Source organism: Dendrosporobacter quercicolus, from assembly GCF_900104455.1.
Classification (GTDB): domain Bacteria; phylum Bacillota; class Negativicutes; order DSM-1736; family Dendrosporobacteraceae; genus Dendrosporobacter; species Dendrosporobacter quercicolus.
Genome location: NZ_FNHB01000001.1, coordinates 335,432 through 359,912 on the forward strand (window position 1 = coordinate 335,432; position 24,481 = coordinate 359,912).

The 24,481-nt window shown below is 50.2% G+C and carries 27 protein-coding genes; all 27 read left to right on the plus strand.

The genetic code is table 11. The features are described 5' to 3' along the window. The first annotated feature begins 13 nt into the window (after positions 1-13). On the plus strand, positions 14-862 hold the full coding sequence (locus BLR06_RS01575; protein ID WP_092067613.1) for a shikimate dehydrogenase: 849 nt from the start codon (positions 14-16) through the stop codon (positions 860-862). Positions 863-1,073: 211 nt separating this feature from the next. Next, positions 1,074-2,786, plus strand: a complete 1,713-nt coding sequence (locus BLR06_RS01580) for a GspE/PulE family protein (protein WP_092067615.1) — start codon at positions 1,074-1,076, stop codon at positions 2,784-2,786. 151 nt (positions 2,787-2,937) lie between these two features. Further along, complete coding sequence (locus BLR06_RS01585; protein WP_092067617.1) at positions 2,938-4,158, plus strand: type II secretion system F family protein; 1,221 nt, start codon at positions 2,938-2,940, stop codon at positions 4,156-4,158. Positions 4,159-4,191: 33 nt separating this feature from the next. Beyond that, complete coding sequence (locus BLR06_RS20170; RefSeq protein ID WP_281242259.1) at positions 4,192-4,608, plus strand: type II secretion system protein; 417 nt, start codon at positions 4,192-4,194, stop codon at positions 4,606-4,608. Positions 4,609-4,661: 53 nt separating this feature from the next. Further along, a complete protein-coding gene (locus tag BLR06_RS01595) occupies positions 4,662-5,411 on the plus strand; it encodes a prepilin peptidase (RefSeq protein ID WP_245697987.1) in 750 nt (249 codons plus the stop codon). Further along, entirely contained in the window at positions 5,399-5,863 is a 465-nt protein-coding gene (locus BLR06_RS01600; RefSeq protein ID WP_092067619.1) for a hypothetical protein, read from the plus strand. The genes BLR06_RS01595 and BLR06_RS01600 overlap by 13 nt, the downstream gene beginning before the upstream one ends. A gap of 20 nt (positions 5,864-5,883) precedes the next feature. Continuing rightward, positions 5,884-6,279 (plus strand): type IV pilus modification PilV family protein, encoded by a 396-nt coding sequence (locus tag BLR06_RS01605; RefSeq protein WP_139164420.1) that lies wholly within the window; start codon positions 5,884-5,886, stop codon positions 6,277-6,279. A 131-nt stretch (positions 6,280-6,410) separates the two neighbouring features. Next, positions 6,411-6,959, plus strand: coding sequence for a PilW family protein (locus BLR06_RS01610; protein ID WP_092067623.1), 549 nt, complete (start codon positions 6,411-6,413; stop codon positions 6,957-6,959). A gap of 25 nt (positions 6,960-6,984) precedes the next feature. Next, the gene (locus tag BLR06_RS01615) at positions 6,985-7,443 is read left to right on the plus strand and encodes a hypothetical protein (protein WP_092067625.1); all 459 of its coding nucleotides are present in this window, start codon (positions 6,985-6,987) and stop codon (positions 7,441-7,443) included. Between the two features lie 19 nt (positions 7,444-7,462). Beyond that, positions 7,463-7,735, plus strand: a complete 273-nt coding sequence (locus BLR06_RS01620) for a late competence development ComFB family protein (protein WP_092067627.1) — start codon at positions 7,463-7,465, stop codon at positions 7,733-7,735. Continuing rightward, on the plus strand, positions 7,722-8,807 hold the full coding sequence (gene pilM / locus BLR06_RS01625) for a type IV pilus assembly protein PilM (RefSeq protein ID WP_173812522.1): 1,086 nt from the start codon (positions 7,722-7,724) through the stop codon (positions 8,805-8,807). The genes BLR06_RS01620 and pilM overlap by 14 nt, the downstream gene beginning before the upstream one ends. Further along, positions 8,804-9,355 (plus strand): PilN domain-containing protein, encoded by a 552-nt coding sequence (locus BLR06_RS01630; RefSeq protein WP_092067630.1) that lies wholly within the window; start codon positions 8,804-8,806, stop codon positions 9,353-9,355. Before pilM ends, BLR06_RS01630 begins: the two co-directional genes overlap by 4 nt. Beyond that, entirely contained in the window at positions 9,352-9,960 is a 609-nt protein-coding gene (locus tag BLR06_RS01635) for a type IV pilus inner membrane component PilO (protein ID WP_173812524.1), read from the plus strand. Before BLR06_RS01630 ends, BLR06_RS01635 begins: the two co-directional genes overlap by 4 nt. A gap of 37 nt (positions 9,961-9,997) precedes the next feature. Continuing rightward, positions 9,998-11,149: a chorismate synthase gene (gene aroC, locus BLR06_RS01640; RefSeq protein ID WP_092067634.1), complete on the plus strand. Its 1,152-nt coding sequence runs from the start codon at positions 9,998-10,000 to the stop codon at positions 11,147-11,149. A gap of 6 nt (positions 11,150-11,155) precedes the next feature. Next, on the plus strand, positions 11,156-11,683 hold the full coding sequence (locus tag BLR06_RS01645; protein WP_092067637.1) for a shikimate kinase: 528 nt from the start codon (positions 11,156-11,158) through the stop codon (positions 11,681-11,683). After that, a complete protein-coding gene (aroB, locus tag BLR06_RS01650; RefSeq protein WP_092067639.1) occupies positions 11,670-12,752 on the plus strand; it encodes a 3-dehydroquinate synthase in 1,083 nt (360 codons plus the stop codon). The genes BLR06_RS01645 and aroB overlap by 14 nt, the downstream gene beginning before the upstream one ends. A 14-nt stretch (positions 12,753-12,766) precedes the next feature. Next, positions 12,767-13,729: a 6-phosphofructokinase gene (pfkA, locus tag BLR06_RS01655; RefSeq protein ID WP_092067641.1), complete on the plus strand. Its 963-nt coding sequence runs from the start codon at positions 12,767-12,769 to the stop codon at positions 13,727-13,729. Positions 13,730-13,999: 270 nt separating this feature from the next. Further along, positions 14,000-14,446, plus strand: coding sequence for a hypothetical protein (locus BLR06_RS01660; RefSeq protein ID WP_092067643.1), 447 nt, complete (start codon positions 14,000-14,002; stop codon positions 14,444-14,446). 199 nt (positions 14,447-14,645) lie between these two features. After that, a complete protein-coding gene (gene larB, locus BLR06_RS01665) occupies positions 14,646-15,398 on the plus strand; it encodes a nickel pincer cofactor biosynthesis protein LarB (RefSeq protein ID WP_092067645.1) in 753 nt (250 codons plus the stop codon). Between the two features lie 5 nt (positions 15,399-15,403). Further along, a complete protein-coding gene (gene larC, locus BLR06_RS01670; RefSeq protein WP_092067647.1) occupies positions 15,404-16,582 on the plus strand; it encodes a nickel pincer cofactor biosynthesis protein LarC in 1,179 nt (392 codons plus the stop codon). A gap of 57 nt (positions 16,583-16,639) precedes the next feature. Further along, positions 16,640-17,323: a 7-cyano-7-deazaguanine synthase QueC gene (gene queC, locus BLR06_RS01675; protein WP_092067649.1), complete on the plus strand. Its 684-nt coding sequence runs from the start codon at positions 16,640-16,642 to the stop codon at positions 17,321-17,323. Between the two features lie 23 nt (positions 17,324-17,346). Continuing rightward, entirely contained in the window at positions 17,347-18,132 is a 786-nt protein-coding gene (gene folE2, locus BLR06_RS01680; protein ID WP_092067651.1) for a GTP cyclohydrolase FolE2, read from the plus strand. A gap of 5 nt (positions 18,133-18,137) precedes the next feature. Next, positions 18,138-20,111, plus strand: a complete 1,974-nt coding sequence (locus BLR06_RS01685; RefSeq protein WP_092067653.1) for an N-6 DNA methylase family protein — start codon at positions 18,138-18,140, stop codon at positions 20,109-20,111. After that, a complete protein-coding gene (locus tag BLR06_RS01690; protein WP_092067655.1) occupies positions 20,111-20,965 on the plus strand; it encodes a ChbG/HpnK family deacetylase in 855 nt (284 codons plus the stop codon). Before BLR06_RS01685 ends, BLR06_RS01690 begins: the two co-directional genes overlap by 1 nt. Further along, entirely contained in the window at positions 20,958-21,941 is a 984-nt protein-coding gene (locus BLR06_RS01695) for a lysylphosphatidylglycerol synthase transmembrane domain-containing protein (protein ID WP_092067657.1), read from the plus strand. Before BLR06_RS01690 ends, BLR06_RS01695 begins: the two co-directional genes overlap by 8 nt. Positions 21,942-21,951: 10 nt before the next feature. Beyond that, a complete protein-coding gene (locus BLR06_RS01700) occupies positions 21,952-22,899 on the plus strand; it encodes an NAD-dependent epimerase/dehydratase family protein (protein ID WP_092067659.1) in 948 nt (315 codons plus the stop codon). Continuing rightward, the gene (locus BLR06_RS01705; RefSeq protein WP_092067661.1) at positions 22,893-24,434 is read left to right on the plus strand and encodes an ArnT family glycosyltransferase; all 1,542 of its coding nucleotides are present in this window, start codon (positions 22,893-22,895) and stop codon (positions 24,432-24,434) included. The genes BLR06_RS01700 and BLR06_RS01705 overlap by 7 nt, the downstream gene beginning before the upstream one ends. Positions 24,435-24,481: the final 47 nt, after the last annotated feature.

The window sequence follows — 24,481 nt, forward strand, 5'->3', positions numbered from 1 at the left end:
GATTGATGATGAAATGATCACCGGAAAAACTACTTGTATTGGGATCCTGGGATGGCCGGTAGGACACTCGCTGTCACCAGTGATGCAAAACAGTGCTTTTGCGGCTGCCGGCCTGGATTGTGTTTATGTTCCACTGCCGGTGAGGCCGGCTGCGCTGCCCCAAGCCGTGGCAGGGCTTAAAGCTTTAGGCTACCGCGGCGCAAATGTCACTATTCCTCATAAAATCAGCATTATGCCATTATTGGACGAACTTGATACCAGCGCTAAAATGGTCGGAGCTGTTAATACCATTGTCATACAGGACAATAAAAGCCGTGGTTATAATACCGATGCCGCCGGTTTCGTGCAGCCGCTGTTGAAAAAAGGCGTTGCTCTACACAGTAAAAAAGCAGTGATTTTAGGCGCAGGCGGAGCTGCCAGGGCCGTCATTTGGGGCTTGATGCAACAGGGAATTGGTGAAATCAGCATTGGTGTTCGCAATATAAGCAAAGCCCAGGCCATTGTTGAAGCGTTTTCAGACAACAGCAAAATTGCCGTCCACCAATGGCCTTCAACTGAATTCAATGCAAAACTTAGCACCTGTGATGTGTTGATTAACTCAACGCCGCTGGGCATGTCGCCGAACATTGAGCAAGAACCGCCGTTGAACTGGGCAATTTTACCCGCCAATATTGTGGTCTACGATTTGATCTACACACCGCTTGAAACCAGTTTTTTACAGCAAGCCGGGCGGCTGGGCCATATGACGCTTAATGGCGCCGGAATGCTGGTCGAACAAGGCGCGGCGGCGTTTACTCTCTGGTCCGGGATTCCGGCGCCGACAGCAACGATGTACGCCGCTCTCGGCTTGAACGAAATGTAAAACTTTGTAATTTTTAACAATTAACTGGTTAAATTTAGCAGGAAGTTTTTGATTAAGCGCGAATGCTATAATAAAATTATATCTGGAAGCGATGATTTTCAGGATAAAATGGGCACTTTATGCCTGATCTGAGCAAGTAGTGCAACCGGCCAATAGACATCTAGCGTGTTTAGCGACGGTTGCTTTTTTGTTTTTTCGGGGTGGTGAATTTTTGCTGAAAACCAGGAAACGGTTAGGGGACTTGCTGGTCGAAGGCGGCTTGTTGACGGCGAAGCAGTTGGAAACAGCGCTGGCCGTGCAGAGAAAACTGAATGAACCGCTGGGTAAAGTGTTAATCAAATTAGACTATGCTACCGAACAGGATATTGTCGAAGCTTTGGCGTTTCAATTGGGCGTGTCTCATGTCCGTCTGGCTGACTTAGCCGTCTGTCGCGAGATCGCGGCCATTATTCCTCAGGCGCTGGCGGAACGTTATCAGGTAATTGCGGTTGGAAAGACCGGTAAAAAGCTGATATTGGCCATGACTGACCCGACGAATTTTTATGCGCTTGACGATGTCCGGATGATTTCCGGTTGTGATATTGAGCCGGTGATTGCTTTGGAACGCGAAATCGTTGCCGCTGTTAATGAAATTTACGGTGTACAGGAACCGGTGGAAAAGGCTGCCGGTAAAATCAATGGCCGGGGTGGTTCCGATATGACTGAACTTGAAGCAGTCAGCGATGCCCCGGTAGTTCATGTGATCAACGCTTTAATCAGTCAGGCCGTCAAGGAACGGGCCAGTGATATTCATATTGAGCCGCAATACCAGGTTTTGCGCATTCGCTACCGGATTGACGGGGTATTGCGCGAAACGGCGCTTTTACCGGCCCATACCCAGCCGCCGATTGTATCCCGGCTCAAACTGATCAGTGACATGGATATTGCTGAAAAACGGCTGCCGCAGGACGGTCGCATTAAATTCCAGGAAGCCGGCCGGGAAATTGATTTACGGGTTTCCACCCTGCCGACAATATTTGGTGAAAAGGTTGTCCTGCGGATATTAGATAAAACAGCAGTTATTCTGGATATTGACAAACTTGGGTTTAGTGCAGCGAATATTGACGCTTTCAGCAATTTATTCAGCCAATCCCACGGTCTAATTCTAATTACCGGGCCGACCGGTTCGGGAAAAACAACCACCCTTTATTCAACGCTGACCGTTCTGAACACAACCGACAAAAATATTATTACCGTAGAAGATCCGGTGGAATACCGGCTGGCCGGGATTAATCAGGTCCAGGTAAATGCCAAAGCCGGGCTGACTTTCGCCAGCGGTCTGCGCTCCATTTTACGGCAGGATCCCGATATTATCATGGTCGGGGAAATCAGGGATAATCAAACCGCCGCTATTGCCGTCAGAGCGGCTTTAACCGGCCATTTGGTTTTAAGCACCCTGCATACCAATGATGCCGCCGGGGCCATCTCCCGTTTAGTGGATATGGGGATAGAACCTTATCTGGCAGCTTCATCAGTGCTGGGCGTTGTGGCGCAGCGCCTGGTCCGGGTTATTTGCCCCGACTGCAAACAGCGTTATACGCCGCTGCCCGGTTCGCCGGAACAGCTGTTTATGGCCGAAGCGTCCCCCGGTCCGGCGGCCCTGTTCAGAGGGGCCGGCTGCGCCGCTTGCGGCGGCAGCGGTTACCGGGGCCGTATGGCAATACACGAAGTGATGCCGGTGACACCGGCTGTCCGCAGCTTAATCAATCAACATGCTTCCGGTGATGAACTGGCCGCAGCGGCCTGCGCCGGCGGCATGGCGTCAATTAAGCAGGACGCAATCAGCAAGGTTTCGGCCGGTCTGACCACGCTTGAAGAGGTAATGCGCGTGGCTTACTCTACGATTTGGCAAAGGCCTTTTAATGTTGACCAGCCGCTCCGGTAACTTTTCCCCGGCTCCGGCTTGGTTGCCTTCGATATAGCTTTACCGGACAGTTATAATGTGCGCCCGCCGATACGCACGGCACTAGATTAAAATAGGCTTTCCCGGCTGGACAGCAATATATCGCGGCCGGACAGAAAGCAGGGGGTGGGAGATGTCCAGAACATTTACCTATAAAGCCAAAGACCGGACCGGGCAGCCTTTTTCCGGAACCATTGCAGCTGACAATGAAACCGCAGTGGCGGCTTTTATCAGGGACAAGGGCTTTTTTATTACTGAGATTAAAGAGCGGCGGCAAGTAAATTTCCTATCCGTCTTTTTAAACAGCCTGCGACCGGTGGCCGGCAAAGACCTGGCGGCATTGTGCTGGCAGCTTTCAGCCCTGCTGAATGCCGGAATATCTTTAATTCCCACACTGAATACGCTGATTGTGCAGGCAGGTCATCCCAGACTCAAAGCCGCTCTGCATAACAGCCGGCAAAAAGTTCAGGAAGGCTCGGCTTTGTCTTCGGCGCTGGCCGGTCATCCCAGTGTTTTTCCTCCATTAATGGTCAATATGGTGGAAGCCGGCGAGACCGGCGGAGTATTGGGCGAAGTGCTCAGGCGTCTGGCCGGTCACTATGAAAAAGAACATAAAATGAATGAAAAGGTAAAGTCAGCCTTGACCTATCCCTATATTGTGCTGGGGATGGCCGCAATGGCCGTTGCTTTTATTCTGTCTTTTGTATTGCCTGTCTTTAGCCAGCTGTTTCATCAAATGAAGGTCGAACTGCCAATGCCGACCAGAATGCTGCTGGCAGCCGGCGGGTTCGTGCTGGATCATTGGCCTATTCTGCTGACGCTGCCGGCTTTAGCGGCATTAGGGCTGGTCTATGCATATCAGCAGCCGCGTTACCGGCGGCTGTTGGACGCGCTGTTGCTGCAACTGCCGGTATTCGGACTTTTGACGAAAAAAGTCGCTATTGCCCGATTCAGCCGGACTTTCGGGACACTGCTGCGCGGCGGGGTACCAATCATCAATGCCCTGGAAGCGGTTAAGAAAACAACCGGCAATATGGTCGTCAGGGATTTGCTGCACCATGCTCAGATCAGCCTCCGCCAGGGGCGGGGCCTGGCAACGTCGCTGGGAGAAGACAATATCTTTACCCCGTTGGTCGTTCAGATGGTGGCTGTGGGCGAGGAAACGGGCGAACTGGACAATATGCTGGATAAAATTGCCGACTTTTACGAAAGTGAAGTCGATCATATGGTTAGCCGCTTAAATAGTTTGCTGGAACCAGCCATGATTGGCGTACTGGGTGTTATTATTGGAGCCATTGTATTGGCGGTGGCATTGCCGCTGTTTGATATCGTTGCCGGTGTTGACCGGATATAGCTTAGGCTGAAACCATTGCAGGGAGGGAATCATGTGTTCAGATTCAAGCGTCAAATAAGTCAGCAGCAGGGCTTTACCTTAATTGAATTAATGGTTGTTATTGCGCTTCTGGGTATTCTGGCCGCCATTGCGATACCCCGGTTTTCAAGCAGTGCCGAAGCCGCCAACGGCGCTAAAATTGCCGCTGATTTAAGAGCAATTGATACGGCAATCGCTGTTGCTGCCGCCAGTGGTTATACGGCGGGAGAGGTAGAGAATCTGGCTGTTGCTCCGGAGGCTGGCGGTACGTTTGCCGGCGCAGTAAGAGAACATTTGCAAACAGTTCCAGCACCGCCGTCCGGCCGGTTTCGCGGCAGAAATCATACTGTCTCTACGGAAATTCCGGCAACCTATGGCGTCAACGCAGCCGGCAGGGCAGTGTGCGGTACAATGACCGCCGAAGATATTTAGCTTGCCGGTGAAACCGCCGGATAAGCTGAGGCGTATTTGTGAGGTGTTCAGTATTGTCCTGGTTGATGTTTGCTTTCGGTCTGCTGACCGGCAGTTTCCTTAATGTCTGCAGCTACCGTCTGCCGCAAAATATTTCCCTTGTTCAGCCGCCATCGCACTGTCTCCATTGCAACCGGCGGTTAAAGTTTTATGAATTAGTCCCTGTCGTCAGCTGGCTGATGCTGCGCGGCCGCTGCCGGTATTGTAAAACTGCAGTTTCCGTCCGTTACCCGGCAGTGGAGCTGGTGACAGCATGCTTGTTTAGCCTATGTTTTCGCGAATTGGGCGTAGGCTGCGAATTAGTAAAAGCACTTATTCTTACTTCGTTTTTTATTGTAATCACACTGATTGACTATGATCATCGGCTCATTTTGGACAAAGTACTGGTGTGCCTGGCTGGAGCGGGTATCTTGATTAGCCTGCCCGCCAGTCACCTGCCCGGCAGTAGCGTGGACATGCTGCTGGGAGGGCTGGCCGGCGGCGGGCTGCTGCTGCTTATTGCAATTGCCAGCCGGGGCGGCATAGGAGGCGGCGATATCAAGTTTGCGGCGACGTTGGGATTGTGGCTGGGCTGGCAATATACTCTGGTGGCTTTGTTGATCGCTTTTATCATTGGCGGTCTGGGAGGCGGCTTACTGCTGGCCTTTAAAATCAAAAAACGGCGGGATTATATTCCGTTTGGCCCGTTTATTGCCGCCGGGGCTTGGTTGAGTTTTCTTTATGGCGCTGAGCTGATCGAAGGTTATTTAAAATGGATGATGTGAAACAAACAGGCGGCATGCTGCTTGAACTGTTGCTGGTAATTGCAGTTTTAGTCTTGCTGGCTTCAGCGGCGTTGCCTTGGTACTATAGCACTGCCGGGCAGCGCGACCTTGATGCGGCAGCACGGCAGCTGGCGGCGGATATGCGGTGGATGCAACAAACCTCCATCAATTCAATTGCCGGTTCTGCCGAACTAGGTTTGCCTGTTGACCCTCATCCGTCACTTAAATTTTATCCAACTGCGCCTTACGGTTATTTTATTACGGTCGGAGGCGTTACCGTAAAAAAACACTTATTCCCGGCTACCGTGCAGGTTTATGGTTCCCATCCGATCATTTCCTTTGGCATCAACGGTTATCTCAACAGTTTGTACGGGCTGGAAATTTCACTCTTGCATCACAAGCAGATAAAAAAGGTCATTGTCGATGCGGCCGGCCGAATTCGTATCGACTGAATGTGTAAAGGAGCGTCGATATGTCAGTACGCTGCCAACAGGGGTTCTTAATGCTGGAAGTTTTAACAGCCGTCGTTATGATGATGGCTTTAGCGGCAATCGCCGGTCTCATTCTGCAGTCGGTCAGGCTTACGGCGGCGGCGGCCGACCATACGACGGCAGTCAATCTGGCGCAGCAGCAGTTGGAAGAGTTAAAAAGCGCAGAGGGCGATTGCCGGCTTGTCAGCGCCGCCCGCCCGGTTATTATAAACAACCGCCAATTTTTAATTGAAACTGTGGCTGAGGATTCGGCTGAGCACAGTCAGCTGACCAAAGTGACCGTAACGGTAAGCTGGCACCGTCAGGCCGGCCGTTCTCTGGAGCTAATCATGCTGTATGACTTTCATCCTAGTACCTTGTCAGCCTTACAACGGTAGATTCAGGGCGAGGCTATTTTCGCAAGACAAGGCGGAGGCTGGAGGCGTATCGGAGTATGCTGACTGACGACAACGAAGGCTTGCGGAAAATAGACCGTCAGCATGGCGGATAAGGTACTAGGAGGATCGGTATGGGTTTTTGGTCGGTGATCAAACGGCGGTCAGGCAATCAGCAGGGCGCCACATTAGCTGAGCTGATGATCTGGCTGGTTTTGACAGTGTTGCTCATGACTGGCGTGGCCCAGTTACTGGCAACATCGTTGACGGGCTGGCGCATGATCAACAGCCAGACCACGCTGCAGCAAACCGTACGGTTCAGTGTTGACAGCATTGTCCGTGATACCCAGTTTGCCCGGGGGATTATTCTTGATCACAACCGGCTGACCGTTATCACAAATAAATATGGCAAGAAGGATCAGCGGATAACGTATACTTATGATACCGGGGCCAGGCCGCACGTATTGCGCCGGAACAAAAATGACGGCAGCGGGGCGCAGCCGATGACGGGCGGCAATTCAAACGCCAGTCTGACGATCAGCGACTGCCGTTTTACCGTTCTGGCGGCCGGCAGGAACGGCCAGCCCCGTACGGTGGAAATCGTGGTGACTGCCCGTGACAGCGATACAGGCCGGCAGTTTACGCTGCAAACAGCAGTAACCGGACGGTTGGTGCCGCCGTAACGGCTTTCGGAAAAAGGAGTATGTGATGACTACTGGCAGCAGGAGAGCGCAAAGCGGTTCAGCCGCCCTGCTCACCCTCATTGTTTTGGCCTTGCTTGGCGTGATCGGTATCGCCTGCTTTAGGCTGAGTCTGGCTGAATATGATATTGCAGCAAGTCACCAAAATGGTATAGCCGCTCAGTATCTGGCTGAAGCGGGAGTGCAGCATGCCATTGCCAGGCTGAGAACCGATCCCTTGTTCTTGGCTGCTACCGGCACTGCCAAAGTTACGCCGGCCAATACGTTCAAATCGGGCCGGAGCACCAGTACTGCCGGTGATTATCAAGTGGCTGTTACCGGTACGGCCAACCACAGGACCATTATCGCCGTTGGCAGGGTAGCTACCGCCAAACGGCAGCTGGTGGTTACCGTTGCTGTTGTTGCGCCGGCAAACGGCGGCAGTCGCACGGAAATAGTGGTAAATACCTGGAAGAATCACAATTAATGCAGGAGGTTATCATGATATGCAATTAAAGAATTTTATGGAAGAACTGGTTTTGCAGCAGTTGGATGGGATGATTGCCAAGCAGGAAAGCGTTTGCGGTTGCAGCCGCTGCCGGCTTGATATTGCGGCCTTGGCGCTTAATTATCTGTCGCCGCGCTACATTGTAACCGCGGAGGGTGAGACCTACACCCGGATTCAGGCTTTAGAGCAGCAGTTTGCCGTCGATGTCATTTCAGCTTTGGTCAAAGCCATTACAATCGTTCAAGCCCGGCCTAGACATGGCGCTGAATAAAATTCACTGGCAGACAATAAAAAATAAAATTCTGGCTAAAGCGGACAGTGTGCTGGGAATTGATATTGGGACAGGATCAATAAAAATTGTTGAAATTAAGCAGAAAGACGAACGCGCGGTTGTAACCAAAATTGCTATTGCTGATTTTGATGCAGTCATTTTTGATGACAGCCGCCTGCTTAAGCCGGAGCTGGCGGCAATACTGCGGCGGCAAATTGCAATAAACGGTTTCAACAGTTGCCGGGTGGTCGCTGCGATTGGCGGCCGGTCAATTTTTATCCGTCAAATTACTGTACCCCCGATGACGGCAGGCGAGCTTAGAGAAGCCATTAAGTGGGAACTGGAAAAGTACATTCCTTATGCGCCGGTCAATTGCTACTATGATTTTGCCGTACTGGGCGCCGCCGGGAGCGGGATTGGGCTGAGGGTGCTGCTGGCAGCAGCGATTAAGGATTCTATCGATACACTTGTAACCGTACTGAAGGACTGTGGCTTGCAGCCAATCGCAATAGACGGTGAGGCTTTTGCATTATACCGTTCATTGAGTAACGCCGAAAATTCCCTGTTGCTTGATATCGGCCAGTATTTAACGCAACTGATTATGTATCAACAAGGCATCCCGCAGATAACCAGGAACATCCCGCTAGCCGGGCGGCAGTTTACCGAGCTGTTAATGAAGGAGCTGGGGCTTGATGCTGAAAAAGCCGAACAGCTGAAGCAAGCTCGGCAGGACTTGCTGCCGCCGGTCAGTCAAGCCGGAAATTATTCGCAAGCGCAGGAACAAATGCTGCTGCTGGTAGCTGAACTGGCCCGCGAAATTCGGCGTACGATTGAAGTATACCAAAGTCAGCATAAAGAAGCAGCGATAGAAAAAATCATTGTTAGCGGTGGCGGCGCCAGTCTGACTCATTTGGTTGACCGGCTTAAGCTGTTTTTTGACATTCCGGTTATTTTACACAATGCCGCAGCCGCAATAGAGCATAGTCCTGCTGTCGATGCCGGGTATCTTCAGGCTATCGCCCCACGCCTGGGGGTTGCTGTCGGGCTGGCTTTACGCGGAGGAGCCGGATGATCAGAATCAACCTGCTGCCACCGGCTGAACGGCCGCCTGGCGCGCCGCTCAGCCGAATTCTTTTCATCATCGCTCCAGTCTGCGCCGGTATTGCATTGAGTATTTGGGGGTACGGTATTTTTACCATCCATCAGTTAGAAAATGAACTGCATACTGTGGATATTCAGTATGAATTACTCAGGCCGGCGCAGGAGCGAATGGCGGCCGCCGGTGTCAAGCAGCAGCAAATTACCGAGAAAAATCATGTACTGCTCAAACTCACGACAGAACGCAATTCATGGCAAACCATCATGACCCATATTGGCCTTTTGACTACCGCTGACGTTTGGCTGACTGAAGTTAGTCTGGTGCAAAACAATGCGCTCAAGCTCAAGGGAATGGCTGGCGGTTATCCTGCTTTGGCCGCTTTCATCGCCAGGCTGGAGCAGGATGAGCTGTTGACAAATGCCACCTTGCTTAGCATCGAAAAGGTAAAGGAAACGGCAGCGCAAACAACCGCTGCTGCCAGATTTGAGGTACTGGTCGGCATTAAGGGGATGGAATTGTGATTTTTCGCCTGAAAAAACTATTCGTCCACCATAAAATATTACTGGGGATTGCAGGGATTTTAGCCCTTTTTGTAGTATTTTATTATTCTATACTTATCCCCCAGCAGACGAAGATCAGTCAATTAACGGCTGTACTGCAGTCGGAACAACGGCGGGTCGGGGTAATTGAGGCTTTTGCCGGAGCCCATCCGGACATTAGTCAATATGAACAAGAATTAAACGCCAAACTGGCGACTGTCAATCTGTTGCTGCCCGATCAGCCGAAGATCAGCGAATTTATTGTAACGGTTGAACAGGCCGCCAGGGCCAGTGGCCTGGAATTGCAGCAGATTAAGCCGCTGCAGCCTGTAAAAAAGACCGGCTACCGGGAAATACCGCTGGAATTAACTGTACAGGGAACCTATTTCCCAACTTTGGATTTTTTGAAGAAGCTGGAAGGATTAGAACGGTTTAATTCCGTTGTTAACATGACGGTGCAGGCGCAAACAGATCAATTAACCAGCGATCTTCGAATCAATATATATTATTATGACGAACCACAGCCGCCGGAAATTGCCGAACAGGCTAAAGTTAATACCGCGACTACTCCAGAGAGGGTTAGGTAATTATCGGCAGTTTTGGCAATACGTATGAGGTGATGATGTGATAAGATTTATAACTGCCGGTGAGTCTCACGGACCGTGTCTTACGGCAATTCTTGAAGGATTTCCGGCCGGGCTGCAGCTAGATATCGACGCAATCAACCGAGAATTGGCCCGTCGTCAGCAAGGCTATGGCCGAGGCGGCCGTATGAAAATTGAACAGGATAAAGTTGAAATTACCGCTGGTGTCAGGTTTGGCCAAACCCTGGGCAGTCCAATTACCCTAACGATTCATAACAAAGACTGGGCCAATTGGCAGGAGCGTATGGCGGTCAGCGGCCAGCCCCAGGGAAGCCCGGTTACTGCCGCCCGGCCGGGACATGCCGATTTGACCGGCGTGCAAAAATATGACCGGCAAGATATCCGGGATATTCTGGAGCGGGCCAGCGCCCGGGAGACTGCGGCCAGGGTTGCTGTTGGCGGTGTCGCCAAACAATTTCTGCACGGTTTAGGCATGAACATCGTGTCTCATGTCACCAATATCGGGGGAGCAGCAGTCGACCGCCAGGATATTGATTATCGCTTTATCGCCAATGAATGGACCGGATCTGACTTGAACTGTGTTGAGCCTGCAGTTGAAGAGAAAATGAAGCGGGCCATTGACGCCGCAAAGCAGCGCGGCGATACCTTGGGCGGTATATTTGAAGTGGCGGTATTGAATGTCATGCCTGGTCTGGGCAGTCATGTGCAGTGGGACCGGCGGCTTGATACGCGTCTGGCTGCCGCCCTGATGTCAATTCAAGCCATTAAAGGGATCGAAATAGGCGCGGGCTTTACTTTTGCCGGGTTGCCCGGCGCTCAGGCGCATGATGAGATTTTTTACGACCAGTCAGCCGGTTATTACCGGAAGACCAATCATGCCGGTGGAATTGAAGGCGGAATGAGCAATGGGGAAACCATTGTGGCGCGGGCGGTGATGAAACCGATACCCACACTAATGACTCCGCTGGCCTCGGTTGATATTTCAAGCCGCGAGCAGGTTGTGGCCAACACCGAACGCAGCGACGTATGCGCCGTATCGGCGGCTGCCGTTGTGGGGGAAGCCATGACAGCGATTGTTGTGGCCGAAGCGGTACTCGAAAAATTTGGCGGCGATAGTTTTGGCGACGTTCTGGCTGCGATTGATCATTACCGGAAAAGAATCAGCAGGTGAACGAAAATGAAAAACATCGTACTAATCGGCTTTATGGGTACTGGGAAAACAAGCACAGGACGCCTGCTTGCCCACCGACTCGGCCGGACGTTTATTGATACCGATCAAAAAATTGAATTTGATAATAATATTACAGTTGCCGAAATGTTCAGCATCCATGGGGAACAGCATTTTCGCCAAAAGGAATCAGAGACAATCGCCAGGATATCCCGTTATACCGATGTGGTAATAGCAACCGGCGGGGGTGTTGTGCTGCGGCCGGAAAACCTGATCCGCTTAAAGACCAATGGTGTGATCATTGCGTTGACCGCGTCGCTGGAGGTCATTCTGGAACGCACCTCCAGACGCAATTGCCGTCCGCTGTTGAACCGGCCGGACAAGGAAGCGGTTGTCAGCAAACTGTTAAAGGAACGGGCTGACCTTTACAATAAGGCTGATTTATCCATTGATACCAGTGACAGCACGCCGCAGCAGGTCTGTGACCATATTATTGCTTTTTTACGGCAAGGAGGATATTTGCGTGGACGTTGTTAACGTTGAGCTGGGGCAAAAAAGCTACCCTATCATGATTGGCCCCAACAGCCTGTCGCAAATTGGGCCGGTACTAAAGGAGCTGAACCTGGCCGGAAAAATTCTGGTGGTCAGTGACGAGCAGGTTGGTAAAATTTACGGTGACCCAGTGCTTGAGCAATTGTCAGCAGCCGGATTTACTGCTGAACTTTTGCTGGTGCCGCCGGGAGAAGGAACAAAATCACTGGAGATTGCCCAATTGGTTTTTACCAGGGCAATTACCATGGGGCTTGACCGCAGGTCGCCCATTGCGGCGTTGGGCGGCGGCGTTGTTGGTGATTTAACCGGCTTTATTGCCGCCACTTATCTGCGGGGCATACCCTTGATTCAACTTCCGACCAGCCTGCTTGCTCAGGTGGACTCCAGTGTGGGCGGCAAAGTGGCGGTTAACCATCCATTGGGTAAAAATCTGATTGGCGCATTTTACCAGCCCCGGGCCGTCATTATTGATATTCAAACGGTCAGCACCCTGCCGGAGCGCGAACTGGCCACCGGCCTGGCTGAAGTAATCAAGCACGGACTGATTGCCGATGCCGCTTTGTTTACATATTTACAAATCAATCATCGTCAAATTACCGGCCGGGATGCAGGGGCGCTTACCCATATCATTAAACGTTCCTGTGAAATTAAAGCCGGGGTGGTGGAACAGGACGAGCGCGAAGCCGGCTTGCGAATGATTTTAAATTTTGGTCATACCATTGCTCATGCCATTGAGGCCACTGCCGGCTATGGCCGCTACAACCATGGCGAAGCCGTAGCCATTGGCATGCACGGGGCAGCCTTGATTAGTTGTTATTTAGGCTTGTGTACACCGGCTTTGGTGGCGGTGGTCAAAAGCGCCATCAGCAAATACCGATTGCCATTGACGGCGGACGACTGTGCCCCAGCCGATATCCTAAGCTTGCTGACCAGGGACAAAAAGACGGTTGGCGGGAAAGTGCACTGGGTTCTCCTGACCGACATTGGCAAAGTGGTTATCCGCAATAATGTGCCGGACGAAGTTGTCAGCCGGGCATTAACTGAATTAACTTAATGGGGGGCGACTAGATGGTAAAACGCATTGCCGTATTGACAAGTGGCGGCGACGCACCTGGTATGAACGCTGTGATCAGGGCAGTTGTCAGAAAAGGAATCCACCATGGATTTGAAGTGTTTGGCGTACAACGCGGCTACGAAGGCGTTATTCAGGGCGATTTCCATTTGATGACAGATCATTCGGTCGGCGGTATCATTCAGCATGGCGGCACAGTGCTTAAAACGGCCCGCAGCGAGGCTTTTAAAACCGAAGAGGGTTTCGCCGCCGCCTTGCAGCAGCTTAAAGCGCACTATATCGATTATTTGGTTGTTATTGGCGGCGACGGCTCAATGGCCGGGGCGGCTAAACTGACCGAAGCCGGAATTGCCACCATTGTCGTTCCGGGAACAATTGATAATGATATGGCAGGTACGGAGTATACCATCGGTTTTGATACGGCGCTCAATACCGTACTGGAGGCTGTCAATAAAATCCGTGATACGGCGGCTTCGCATGAACGGGTCGCTATAGTCGAAGTAATGGGACGCAGCGCGGGTCATATTGCCCTGATGGCCGGACTGGCCTGCGGCGCTGAAGCCATCTTGCTGCCGGAAGAGCCTCTGGATATTGGCACCGTTTGTGAGCGTCTGATCAAAAGTCATAGCCGCGGCAAGCTTTACAGTATTATTCTGGTAGCTGAAGGTGTGGCCAAAGGCTTTGATATTGCCGGTGAGATTAGCGCCAAAACGAAATTTGAGACGCATGTCACTGTTTTGGGCTATATCCAGCGGGGCGGCAACCCCACTGCAACCGATAACATCATAGCCAGCCGGATGGGAGCTGCGGCGGTTGATAACATTCTTCAGGACAATGTCAACCAGTTGATCGCCTGGCAGCAGGGACAAATCGTTGCTTTGCCTTATGACGCTGCGGTGAAAACCAAACATGGCATTGATCTTTCCATCTATGAGCTGGCCGGTATTTTGGCCCGCTAACCGGACTAACCTCAAGCCGTATTCAAACAGGGGGACAGGTTCCTCGTTTGCAAAAGCAAACAAGGAACCTGTCCCCTGTTTTTATTAAGTCTTCAGCATCCCGAGGGGCGGGAGATCGTTATGCATAACGACGGCCCGGAAAAGGGCCTAGTGCTGAGCCCCATTTTTTATGGAGTGGTCATTACGTGGCTTTAGGTAATATTTTTTTTAATGTAAACATAACGAAAAGAAACTGAATAAGATATAGTGACACAGCGTGGAGGTGGATTGATGAAAGATGTTGACTTGAGCGGTGTAATCAGTCTGATGCAAACGCAAAATGACTATATAAATCAGGTCTATAAAATTATTTATGTTTTGTACACTGATTTAAATGTCGCAAACAATTCTGAGTTTCAAAAATTTACCATTCACTTTAATGAATTTATGCTTAGCCATGCCAAAAGTGAGGGGTTCAGCAAAGCGATCGAAATCAGCCAGCATCATTATGTGATGCTGGAAAAATTGGTTGACCATGAAATACTGGCAACTGCTGAGCAATTGGAAATTGCCGTTGTTCATCTGGAGACAGCGATAAAGGATCCCTCTATCCGGACCAATCTGCAAATATTGCTGCTAAATCAGGGAATTATGATGCTGGAAGAGACGCAATTAAAAATTATTGAAACAGTAGAAAACCTGCTTGAAAAATTCCGGAAAACACAGTTGCAAAATTAACAGGATTTTTCCTGTTTGCGTACAATATTAATAGTATGGAAAAGCCCGCAGCTACTGCCAAAAGGCATAATTTCCCGCCGGATTTTATGTCTTTTTGTACGATTAGAAAGCTTATTTGCCGGCAGTCCTGCTTGTGCGGGCGGTTTGCCCCAGGCAGGATTTTCTATGATATAACTCAGTTCAATCAGGGAGTGTAATGATGAATAAGGCTATGTTATCACAAGTACTGGAATCGTTCCGCGCCGGTGATTTATCACTGGAAACAGCATTGGACAAGCTTAAGCTCCTGCCTTATGAAGATATCGGCTTTGCTAAAATAGATCATCATCGCGCTATGCGCCAGGGGTTCCCTGAAGTGATTTTTGGTCAGGGCAAAACGGCGGGGCAGGTAGCCCACCTTATGGAACACCTGGTCAGCGGTAATGGAAACGTTCTGACAACACGGGCTACAGCTGAGATGTATGAAGCTGTAGCGGCAGTTCTTCCCAATGCCTGTTACAGCGAACTGGCCAGGATTATTTATGTACAGCAGGAGACGCTGCCGGTGGATGAAGAACGTTTTATTTTGGTGATTACTGCCGGAACCAGTGATATTCCGGTAGCGGAGGAGGCGGCTTTAACGGCCGAGCTTATGGGCAATAAGGTGGAGCGGGTGTTTGACGTTGGCGTTGCCGGCATTCACCGGCTGTTTGCCCAGCAGCAGATCATCGAGCAGGCCAATGTGCTGGTGGTGGTCGCCGGCATGGAGGGCGCTTTGGCCAGCGTAATTGGCGGGTTAGTAGCCAAGCCGATTATTGCAGTACCGACCAGTGTCGGTTATGGCGCCAATTTTCAGGGCCTGTCGGCGCTTCTTTGCATGCTGAACAGTTGTGCGGCCGGAATTTCGGTTGTCAATATTGACAACGGTTTTGGCGCAGGCCGGCTGGCCAGTATAATTAATCACATGAGGTGAAATGAATGAAAGCAATATATTTAGACTGTTTCGCCGGCATCAGCGGCAATATGTTTCTTGGGGCATTACTTGACGCCGGATTGCCTGAACAGTACCTGCGGGAAGAATTGAATAAACTGCCGGTAACAGGCTATGATTTGCTGGTGGAGCGGACCCAAAAACGCGGGATCAGCGCGATTTATGCCGATGTAATGCTGCACAAGCATGATCATCATCATCACCGCCATCTTCCGGATATACTCGCAATTATTGACCAGTCGGCCTTGGCCGGCAAGGTAAAGGATGACAGTAAAAAAATATTTATTACACTGGCTGAAGCCGAAGCCAAGGTCCACGGCATAAGCATCGATCAAATTCATTTTCATGAAGTTGGGGCTGTCGATGCGATTATCGATATAGTAGGAGCGGCGATTGGGCTGAACTGGTTTGGCATTGAAGCAATCTATACTTCCAAACTTCAGGTTGGCAGCGGCTTTGTCCAATGCGACCACGGACTGATGCCCGTACCTGGGCCTGCTACAGCCGAGTTGTTGAAGGACATTCCTTATGTCAGCGGCGATATTGCCAAAGAATTGGTGACTCCGACTGGTGCGGCTATTATCGCGGCATTAGGCAGCGGGTACGGCCGCCGGCCTGAGCATTTTATTCATCAGCGTACCGCTTACGGCGCCGGCGCCTGGGAACTGGATATTCCCAATGTATTGCGCCTTCAGGTTGGCGAAATTGCTGCCGAAAAGCAGGCCGGCAGCGGCAAAACCGTAATTGAGGCGAATATCGATGATTTAAATCCCCAGGTGTACGACTATGTGATGGACAAGCTTTTACTGGCAGGCGCTGCAGATGTCTGGCTTACACCGGTAATCATGAAAAAAAGCCGTCCCGCGACGCAGTTGTCGGTGTTGGCCGACAAACAGAAATTAGGAGAAATAACAAATATTATTTTTACGGAAACCTCAACCATCGGGCTGCGGTTTTATGATGTTGAACGAACCGTGGCCGACCGTAAAACCATAGAGATTGAAACGGAATGGGGCCGGGTTCCGGTCAAAGTCAGTTTCCAGGCGGGAACGGTCATCAATATTTCGCCGGAATATGATATCTGCCGGAATTTGGCGCATGCTAATGATATTCCGCTTAAGCGCCTTCAACAGCAAGTCATCGCTCAGGCCTGGCAGCTGGTTTAGCATTCCGGCCGTACAGGCTCAAACCAGAGAGTCTGAAAAATGTTAAGGAGCATAAATATGAGAGCAGTAGTATTACTTTCCGGCGGCCTTGATTCAACAGTATGTATGGCTGTAGCAAAACATCGGGGTTATGAGGTTTTTCCGTTAAGTTTTCATTATCAGCAACGCCATTGCATTGAGCTGGAGAACGCTCGTAAAGTGGCAAACTTTTTTGGGGTAAGCCGCCACCTGGTAATTGAGACCAATATGGGTGAATTTGGCGGCAGTGCATTGACTGATCCTGATATTGCCGTTCCCCTTGGTGATATCACACGGCGGGATATTCCGTCAACCTATGTTCCGGCCCGCAACTTAATCTTTCTCAGTTATGCGCTTGGCTATGCCGAAGCGTTGCAGGCTGAAAAAATCTTTATCGGGGTTAATGCCTTGGACTATTCGGGCTACCCGGATTGCCGGCCCGAATTTATCAGCCTGTTTCAGCAGCTGGCTGATTACTCCACCAAAGCCGCGGTACAGGATAAGCAGCGGATCAGCATTGAAACGCCGCTCATTCAATTATCTAAAAAAGACATTATATTATTAGGCGCCGAATTAAAGGCGCCGTTTGAACTAACGCATAGCTGCTACCGGGGCGGAGTTAAGGCCTGCGGAACTTGCGACAGCTGCCTGTTGAGATTAAAAGGTTTTGCTGAAGCCGGGTTCGCTGATCCTGTTCCATATGAAGCAAGCAATGATCTTTAGACTGTAGGCAGGAGTGGACCAATTTGAAGGATGTACAAAATTTAGCTGATGAACGGGGTATAGAAATACAGAAAGTCGGGGTTAGCGATGTTCATTTGCCGTTTTTTATCAAAACAAAAAACGGTTCCCTGCAATCAGTGCTTGCTAGAATTAAACTTACTGTGGACTTGCCCAAAGAATATAAAGGCACCCACATGAGTAGATTTATTGAGATACTAAGTGAGTGGAGCCAAAAACCGGTATCTTTCCGGGAAATGGAGCAAATACTGAGCGATACCCTGACCCGCCTGTCAGCGCGGTCGGCTTATCTTAAGATCGACTTTAAATACTTTATTGAAAAAATCGCTCCGGTTAGCGGTTTAAAAAGCATGCTGGATTTGGATTGTTCCTTTTCAGCCAAATTACTGCAGGGGCAGCCGTTGGATTTTGTGATGGGCGTCAATGTGCCATTCACTTCCTTATGCCCGTGCAGTAAAGAAATCGCGCAGTATGGGGCACATAATCAGCGCGGTCTGATGCGGGTCAGGCTGAAGCAGGCCGCCGGCTTCATTTGGATTGAGGATCTGGCGGCGCTGATGGAGGCTCAGGGCAGTTGTCCGGTATTCCCCCTGTTAAAACGCGAGGACGAAAAATATGTTACCGAGCTGGCCTATGAAAACCCCAAGTTCGTCGAGGATATTTTACGGGACCTGGTATTGGCGCTGCGTAAATTAGAACATATCACCTGGTTTGAAATTGAATGTGAAAATTACGAATCCATCCATAATCACAGCGCCTATGCCAGTCATACAGAATTTGTGGAAAGGTGAAAATATTGACTTACTTCAACTGGAAGAAGTTTATCACCAAGGATTGCAAAACAATTACCGCCTGGCTGGAGGAACAGGGGCAGGCCGAGCCGGCGCAGGTTATTCTTAAAGCAGTTGCCCTGATACTGCGCGGGGAAACCAAGGCTGTACCAATTTTAACAGCAGCCTGCAGCAGTGAACCGCTGGAAACTATTCTTACTGTTGATCCCCAGGCGTTGGAGCCGGTAGCAGTTGCCGGCAATATTGAAAAGCTTCTGGGGTATTGGGTGCACAGCCTGCCCCGGGATGCGGTTCTCCTTGGCCGGATATACGAAAAAATGGTGCTCAGCCGGCGTCTTCAGGGAAATTATTATACACCGGACGCGGCAATCACTTTTATTGTAGCCAACACTGTGGCCCAGTGCGATATTGTAGCCGATCCGGCGGTAAAGGTGCTCGATCCGGCCTGCGGCTGCGGCTACTTCTTATTGCAGGCTTATGATATACTTTATCAAAAATTCATGCAATGCCGGGACAGCCTGGCCAAAATGTATCCGCAGCTTGATTTGTCGGAGTCCGGGATTCATGCCCATATCATGACGCACAATTTATGGGGCGCTGATATTGATCAAACTGCCGCCGCCATTACTGCAATAGCGCTGAGTTTAAAACACCCCGCCAGCCGGCGGAGCGGCAATATTGTCGTTTATGACAGTTTAATGCGGCCGGGCGGCAGCGGTCTTACCGCCAAAAACAGGCAGTTATGGTCAAATCAATATGACTATGTTATTGGCAATCCTCCCTATCTGTCGTTTGGATTGCGGGGCACAGGCAAGCTGGAGCCGCAGTACCGTGAATATTTGCGTCAGGCCTATGCCGATTCCGCCGAATACAAACTGAGCTATTATGTGTTATTTATTCAGCGGGGCATTGAGCTGCTCAAAGCCAATGGACAGCTGGGCTATATTATTCCCGACAGCTTTTTACTGGGACGCTATTACTCTAAAATCAGGCGCTACATCATGGATAATACAGCCATAAAGCTGGTTGCCCACCTGAATTGCAATGTGTTTAGCAATGCCTCTACCGGCTATTCGGTAATTTGCGTTTTACAAAAAAATAATAAAGCTACTGAGACTCCGGCCAATATGATGAAAATCTATCAGGTTGAAGCCATTGAACAGCTTCCCGCCGCCCGTCCGGTTTGCCAGTATGAGCAAAGCTATTTTCATACGCAGCCATTCTTGCGGTTTAGAATTTATTTTGACCTAAACATCAGAGCAATTGTGGAGAAAATTGATGCTGGCAGCGCTGCTTTAAAAACTTATGCGTCAGGGCATACCGGAATCAGATCCTTGACGAGACAGTGCGATATTGTTGCACTGGCATCAGGCGGCGACGACTGGCGGCAGGGCTTGGTGTCGGGCAGCCAGGTTCACCGGTACCGGCTGGACTATAACGGCCACTGGCTGAATATAAACCCCGGGCTGCTCTATACCGGCGGCTGGCGGCAAAATATCGTCGAGCAGCGCAAAATATTGATTCGTCAGACTGGCGATACTATTATTGCGGGTATTGACGACAACGGCTTTTATCATTTGAATAATATTCACAGTTTTGTTTTAACGGCATCCGTGGTTACGCTTGATTATCTGCTGCTTATTTTAAACTCACGGTTGATGGCGTTTTACTACCATGTCACAAGTATGGAGTATGGACGTCCAATGGCCCAGACCGATATCGAAACCTTGGAACTGCTGCCGATTGCGTTTAACAGTGAGATTGACAGTCAGGCTCCCGAATTAGTGGCCACAATGACTGAATGTGTAAAAAAAGCAGCAGTTAACGCAGCCGGTATGAGATCGTTTGACGAGTATCTCAACCAGTTGGTTTACCGTATTTACCGGCTGTCTGACGCCGAGATTGAAACGATTGAGCGGTATGAGGCCGGGCTGGTCAAACGTTCGCATCGTAAAGGCCGCTATGCAAGGAGCACCTAATGAAACGACTCATCATCAATGCTGATGATTTCGGTTTGCATCCGTCAATTAATTCCGGTATTATGAAAGGCTTTCAACAAGGCGGTATTACAAGTACGACCATTATGTCCGCCGCCGGTTATTTTGAGGATGCGGTCAGCCGGGCTCTTGCCGTTCCCGGCCTGGGTATTGGCGTTCATCTGACACTGGTGGGCGAAAAGCCGGTATGCCCCAGCGATAAAGTTAGTTCTTTAATTGACCGGCAAGGCAATTTTGCCGTTAAATACCCACAATTCCTGTTGCGTTTCCTTAGCGGGAAAATTTGTCTGGCGCAAATTGAAACCGAATTTTCGGCTCAAATCGCCAAGGTCATGAACACCGGCATCCGGATTACGCATCTGGACAGTCATCAGCATTTGCATATTATGCCAGGGATTATTGATATCGTTCTGGCGCTGGCGGCCAGGTATAAGATTAAGGCGGTTCGTATTCCTGATGAGGCGTATTTTTTCCAGGGCGGACTTCCTTTAAAGCCTGGTAGAATGCTGGCCCGAAATGGCCTGACCATACTGGCCCGAAGGGCCAGATGCAAAGCCGGACAAAAGGGTGTTTTGACGCCTGACCATTTTTTTGGCATGCTGGCCGGCGGCCATATGTCGGAACAACAACTATGCAATATTGTTGAGCATTTACCGGACGGCAGTTCGGAAATCATGATTCATCCCGGCAGTGATGACGATATGCTAAAACAGCAATTTGACTGGAATTATCACTGGGAAGCTGAACTCCGAGCAGTAACCGGCAAGAAGATTATTCAGCGGCTGACTGAAAATAAAGTACGTCTAATTTCGTTTGGAGAGTTGCGTAATGCCTAAAATTTATCAACGCTTAATCATGTTGATGCTACTGGTTCTCAGTATCTCCGGCGCCGTAATTTATTTTACTGTCGATATTACTACACTGGAACAACTGGACGCATTTCAACCCTGGTCAATTGTCGCCGCCGTACTGATGTTGTCTATCGGTCTGATTTTAGACGGCACCAGACTCATGCACCTGGTACGGATTTCCGGGGAAAAAATAGACTTGGGACAAGCCGTTCAGGTTGTTTTCGGCAATTATTTTCTGGCAATGCTGACACCCGGAGCGGCCGGCGGCGCGGTAGCGCAAGTAATGTTTCTCCGGCGGGCCGGAGTGCCGACCGGCAAAGCGACAGTTTTTGTTGTGGTAAGAACGCTGCTATCCATTTTGTTTCTGCTAGGCTGCATGCCGGTTGTTTTTTACTATGATCCCGGCCTGCTGCCGTGGATATCTGAGCGTACGCTGGTCATTGCTTCGGGTATGATGGTGACCGCAATTGTCATTACCATCTGGCTGTTTAGAACCAGCCTGCCGAATTATTTGCTGGTTAAACTGACAAAAAGGTTAAGCTTTCGCCGGCGCAGACATACGTTTGCCATTTATCGCGATATCCGGGGAGCGGTATTTTTATTATCCACAGCACCGGCCGGCATGCTAAGGGTCTTTGCAGAGTCGGCGTTAAGCCTGCTGGCTTTATACAGTGTGGTGCCGGTACTGTTTATCGGTATGGGAATTGATATTGACTGGCAGCATGTTATGGGACGGATGATATTTCTTAACATTCTGTTGTATTTTGCGCCAACGCCAGGCGGATCAGGCATTGCCGAAGGCGGGTTTGTGCTGTTGTTCAATGATTTTGTGCCATCCGGCATTGTCGGCATCGCCGCAGTAGCCTGGCGGATCATTGCCGAATATTTACCGTTTGTTATTGGGTTATATTATACAATTAAAGTGTTTGGCCGTAATTTTATCACCAAGCAGATCGACTAGGAGGACTAAGGTGAAGATATTAGTAACCGGCGGAGCAGGCTTTATCGGCTCGCATGTTGTCGATAAACTAATCCAGCAGCAATGCCGGGTGGTTGTTGTCGATAATTTGAGCAGCGGCTTGCGGGAGCATGTAAATACCGCTGCAAAATTGATCGAAATGGATATTGGCAGTCCGGAGTTATTGGCATTATTTGAGCAGGAAAAGTTTGATTACGTTATTCATCAGGCCGCCCAAACCACAGTCGCCCAATCGATTGACAGACCCGACCGTGATTGTCAGGTTAATATTGCCGGCAGCGTTAATTTGCTTGAGGCCTGCCGGAAAACGGCGGTCCGGCGGATTGTGTTTGCCTCAACCGCGGCGGCCTATGGCAATGCGGCGGACATTCCCATTCCGGAATCGGCCCCAAAGCAGCCGACCTCATTTTACGGGTTAAGCAAATGGACAGTCGAGCAATATTTGGCGCTTTATCGTCAAATTTTTGGTTTGGAGTACATTGTTTTAAGGTGCGCCAACGTTTATGGTGAGCGACAGGGGAATTCGGGCGAAGGCGGAGTGATCAGTATTTTCAGCAAAAAGCTGCACGAACGGCGGCCGGTAACCATTTTCGGCGATGGCGGTCAAAGCCGCGATTTTATTTATGTGGGCGATGTTGCCGCCGCCAATTGTCTGGCGTTAACTGCCAAAACCTGCAATGCTGCCTTCAATATCAGCACTGGGACGGAGACCAGCCTGAATACTCTGGTCAAACTGCTGGAGCAGGCTGCCGGCATTAAGCTGAAAAAATACTTTGCTCAGCCCCGCGAGGGCGATATCTACCGTTCATCGTTGGATAATACCGCTGCCGGGAAGTATTTGTCCTGGCAGCCTCAAATGCCGTTAAGCCAGGGGTTAGGCAGAACTTATCAGGCGTTAAAGCAGCCTGGCCTGAATCAAAGGGAGGGTCGTGAATGGTGAACAAAGCGGGAAGCGGTTTCTGGCTGGCAGCCGTTATCGCGATCATTATTGTATTCTGTAATTTGGGTTCAGTGCCTTTGCTTGATCCGGACGAACCTGTTTATGCTGAAACTCCAAAAGAAATGCTGCAGTTCAATGATTTTATTTCACCGCGCATTTACGGAGAATACTGGTATGATAAGCCGCCGATGTATTATTGGCTGGTGGCCTTGGCGTTTCAGGCCTTTGGCATTAATGAGTTTGCGGCCAGATTTCCTACCGCGCTGTTGTCGGTGGTTTGTGTATTGGCGGTATACCAGGCGGGCCGGCGCTTGTTTAATGAGCGGGCCGGCATTCTGGGCGCGCTGGTGCTGGCTACCAGTATTGAATATATCTACTTAAGCAAGGCTGCCGTAACCGATATCACGTTGACTTTGTTTTTAACGGTCAGTTTGCTGTCCTTTATCAGACGCAACTATACTTTGTTCTATATTTGCGCCGGTTTGGCAACAGTAACCAAAGGACCAATCGGCTTATTATTTCCCGGAGGAATCGTATTCTTTTATCTGCTGCTGACGCGAAATTTCTCGCTGCTCAGGCAGATGAATTTACCGCGGGGCATCATTTTGTTCGCCATATTTGGCCTGCCCTGGTATGTCATTATGATTGCCTGGCACGGCCAGGCGTTTGTTGATACTTTTTTTGGATTTCACAATCTCACGCGTTTTACTTCACCCGAGCATCCGCAACTGGCGGTATGGTACTATTTCCTGCCGGTGCTCGTCATCGGATTTTTCCCCTGGACGCCGTTAATGATCCAGGCAGTGTGGAGCGCCTTGCGCAAAGGGCGGGAAAAACACAAAACATTATTATTCCTAACTGTCTGGGTCAGCTTTATCTTCCTGTTTTTCAGCGTTTCAAGCACGAAACTGGTATCTTATATTTTGCCGCTATATCCGCCGTTAGCCCTGATTACCGGGTGGTATATTGATCAGTTATGGGATAATTACCGTAACCGGCGTCGTTATTACAGCTGGGCTGCGCTGACGGCGGCAGTCACCGGCGTACTGCTCGCCGGAACGGTTTTCGGCATCCGGGCGATGCCTGAACTTACCGCCGGGCTTCTGGCTGTGGCGGTATTATTTGGGTTAATGCTGGTTAGTGTAATTTATTGCTTATACAAGCGGCAGCCCGGTCTGGCTGTCGGCATTAAAACCGGCGCAATGGTTGTGTTTACCATCATTTTGCTGAATATGATCCTGCCGGCGGCGGCGCCTGGATTTACCTCCATTCATATTGCCCGGGACTTTAAAGCCCATTATGACGGTACATCACCGGTTTATATCGCAAAATTTTTGCGCCCCGGCTTTAGCTTCTATACCGATACTTACGGCGCCGCAATTACGGCCGGGAATATCACAGCAACAGTCAATCAAACCGGACGGGCCTATTTTGTTCTGAGCCGGGCTGAGTACAAGCTGTTATCAGCCGGCGAGCGGCAAAAGCTTGCCACCCTGGCAGTTTCGGCCAATAAATTATTATTATTGCGGCAATAAGCAAAAAGCATGAAATTAAGCCGCTATTGGTGCTCTGTAACTGAACG

Coding starts and splice junctions, on each gene's coding strand:
- BLR06_RS01705 (WP_092067661.1), top strand. CDS start 22,893: ATGGTGAACAAAGCGGGAAGCGGTTTCTGGCTGGCAGCCGTTATCGCG.
- BLR06_RS01660 (WP_092067643.1), top strand. CDS start 14,000: ATGAAAGATGTTGACTTGAGCGGTGTAATCAGTCTGATGCAAACGCAA.
- BLR06_RS01620 (WP_092067627.1), top strand. CDS start 7,463: ATGCAATTAAAGAATTTTATGGAAGAACTGGTTTTGCAGCAGTTGGAT.
- queC (WP_092067649.1), top strand. CDS start 16,640: ATGAGAGCAGTAGTATTACTTTCCGGCGGCCTTGATTCAACAGTATGT.
- BLR06_RS01645 (WP_092067637.1), top strand. CDS start 11,156: ATGAAAAACATCGTACTAATCGGCTTTATGGGTACTGGGAAAACAAGC.
- BLR06_RS01695 (WP_092067657.1), top strand. CDS start 20,958: ATGCCTAAAATTTATCAACGCTTAATCATGTTGATGCTACTGGTTCTC.
- BLR06_RS01630 (WP_092067630.1), top strand. CDS start 8,804: ATGATCAGAATCAACCTGCTGCCACCGGCTGAACGGCCGCCTGGCGCG.
- larB (WP_092067645.1), top strand. CDS start 14,646: ATGAATAAGGCTATGTTATCACAAGTACTGGAATCGTTCCGCGCCGGT.
- BLR06_RS01605 (WP_139164420.1), top strand. CDS start 5,884: ATGTCAGTACGCTGCCAACAGGGGTTCTTAATGCTGGAAGTTTTAACA.
- BLR06_RS01610 (WP_092067623.1), top strand. CDS start 6,411: ATGGGTTTTTGGTCGGTGATCAAACGGCGGTCAGGCAATCAGCAGGGC.
- larC (WP_092067647.1), top strand. CDS start 15,404: ATGAAAGCAATATATTTAGACTGTTTCGCCGGCATCAGCGGCAATATG.
- BLR06_RS01575 (WP_092067613.1), top strand. CDS start 14: ATGATCACCGGAAAAACTACTTGTATTGGGATCCTGGGATGGCCGGTA.
- pfkA (WP_092067641.1), top strand. CDS start 12,767: ATGGTAAAACGCATTGCCGTATTGACAAGTGGCGGCGACGCACCTGGT.
- BLR06_RS01585 (WP_092067617.1), top strand. CDS start 2,938: ATGTCCAGAACATTTACCTATAAAGCCAAAGACCGGACCGGGCAGCCT.
- BLR06_RS01615 (WP_092067625.1), top strand. CDS start 6,985: ATGACTACTGGCAGCAGGAGAGCGCAAAGCGGTTCAGCCGCCCTGCTC.
- pilM (WP_173812522.1), top strand. CDS start 7,722: ATGGCGCTGAATAAAATTCACTGGCAGACAATAAAAAATAAAATTCTG.
- BLR06_RS01600 (WP_092067619.1), top strand. CDS start 5,399: ATGGATGATGTGAAACAAACAGGCGGCATGCTGCTTGAACTGTTGCTG.
- BLR06_RS01690 (WP_092067655.1), top strand. CDS start 20,111: ATGAAACGACTCATCATCAATGCTGATGATTTCGGTTTGCATCCGTCA.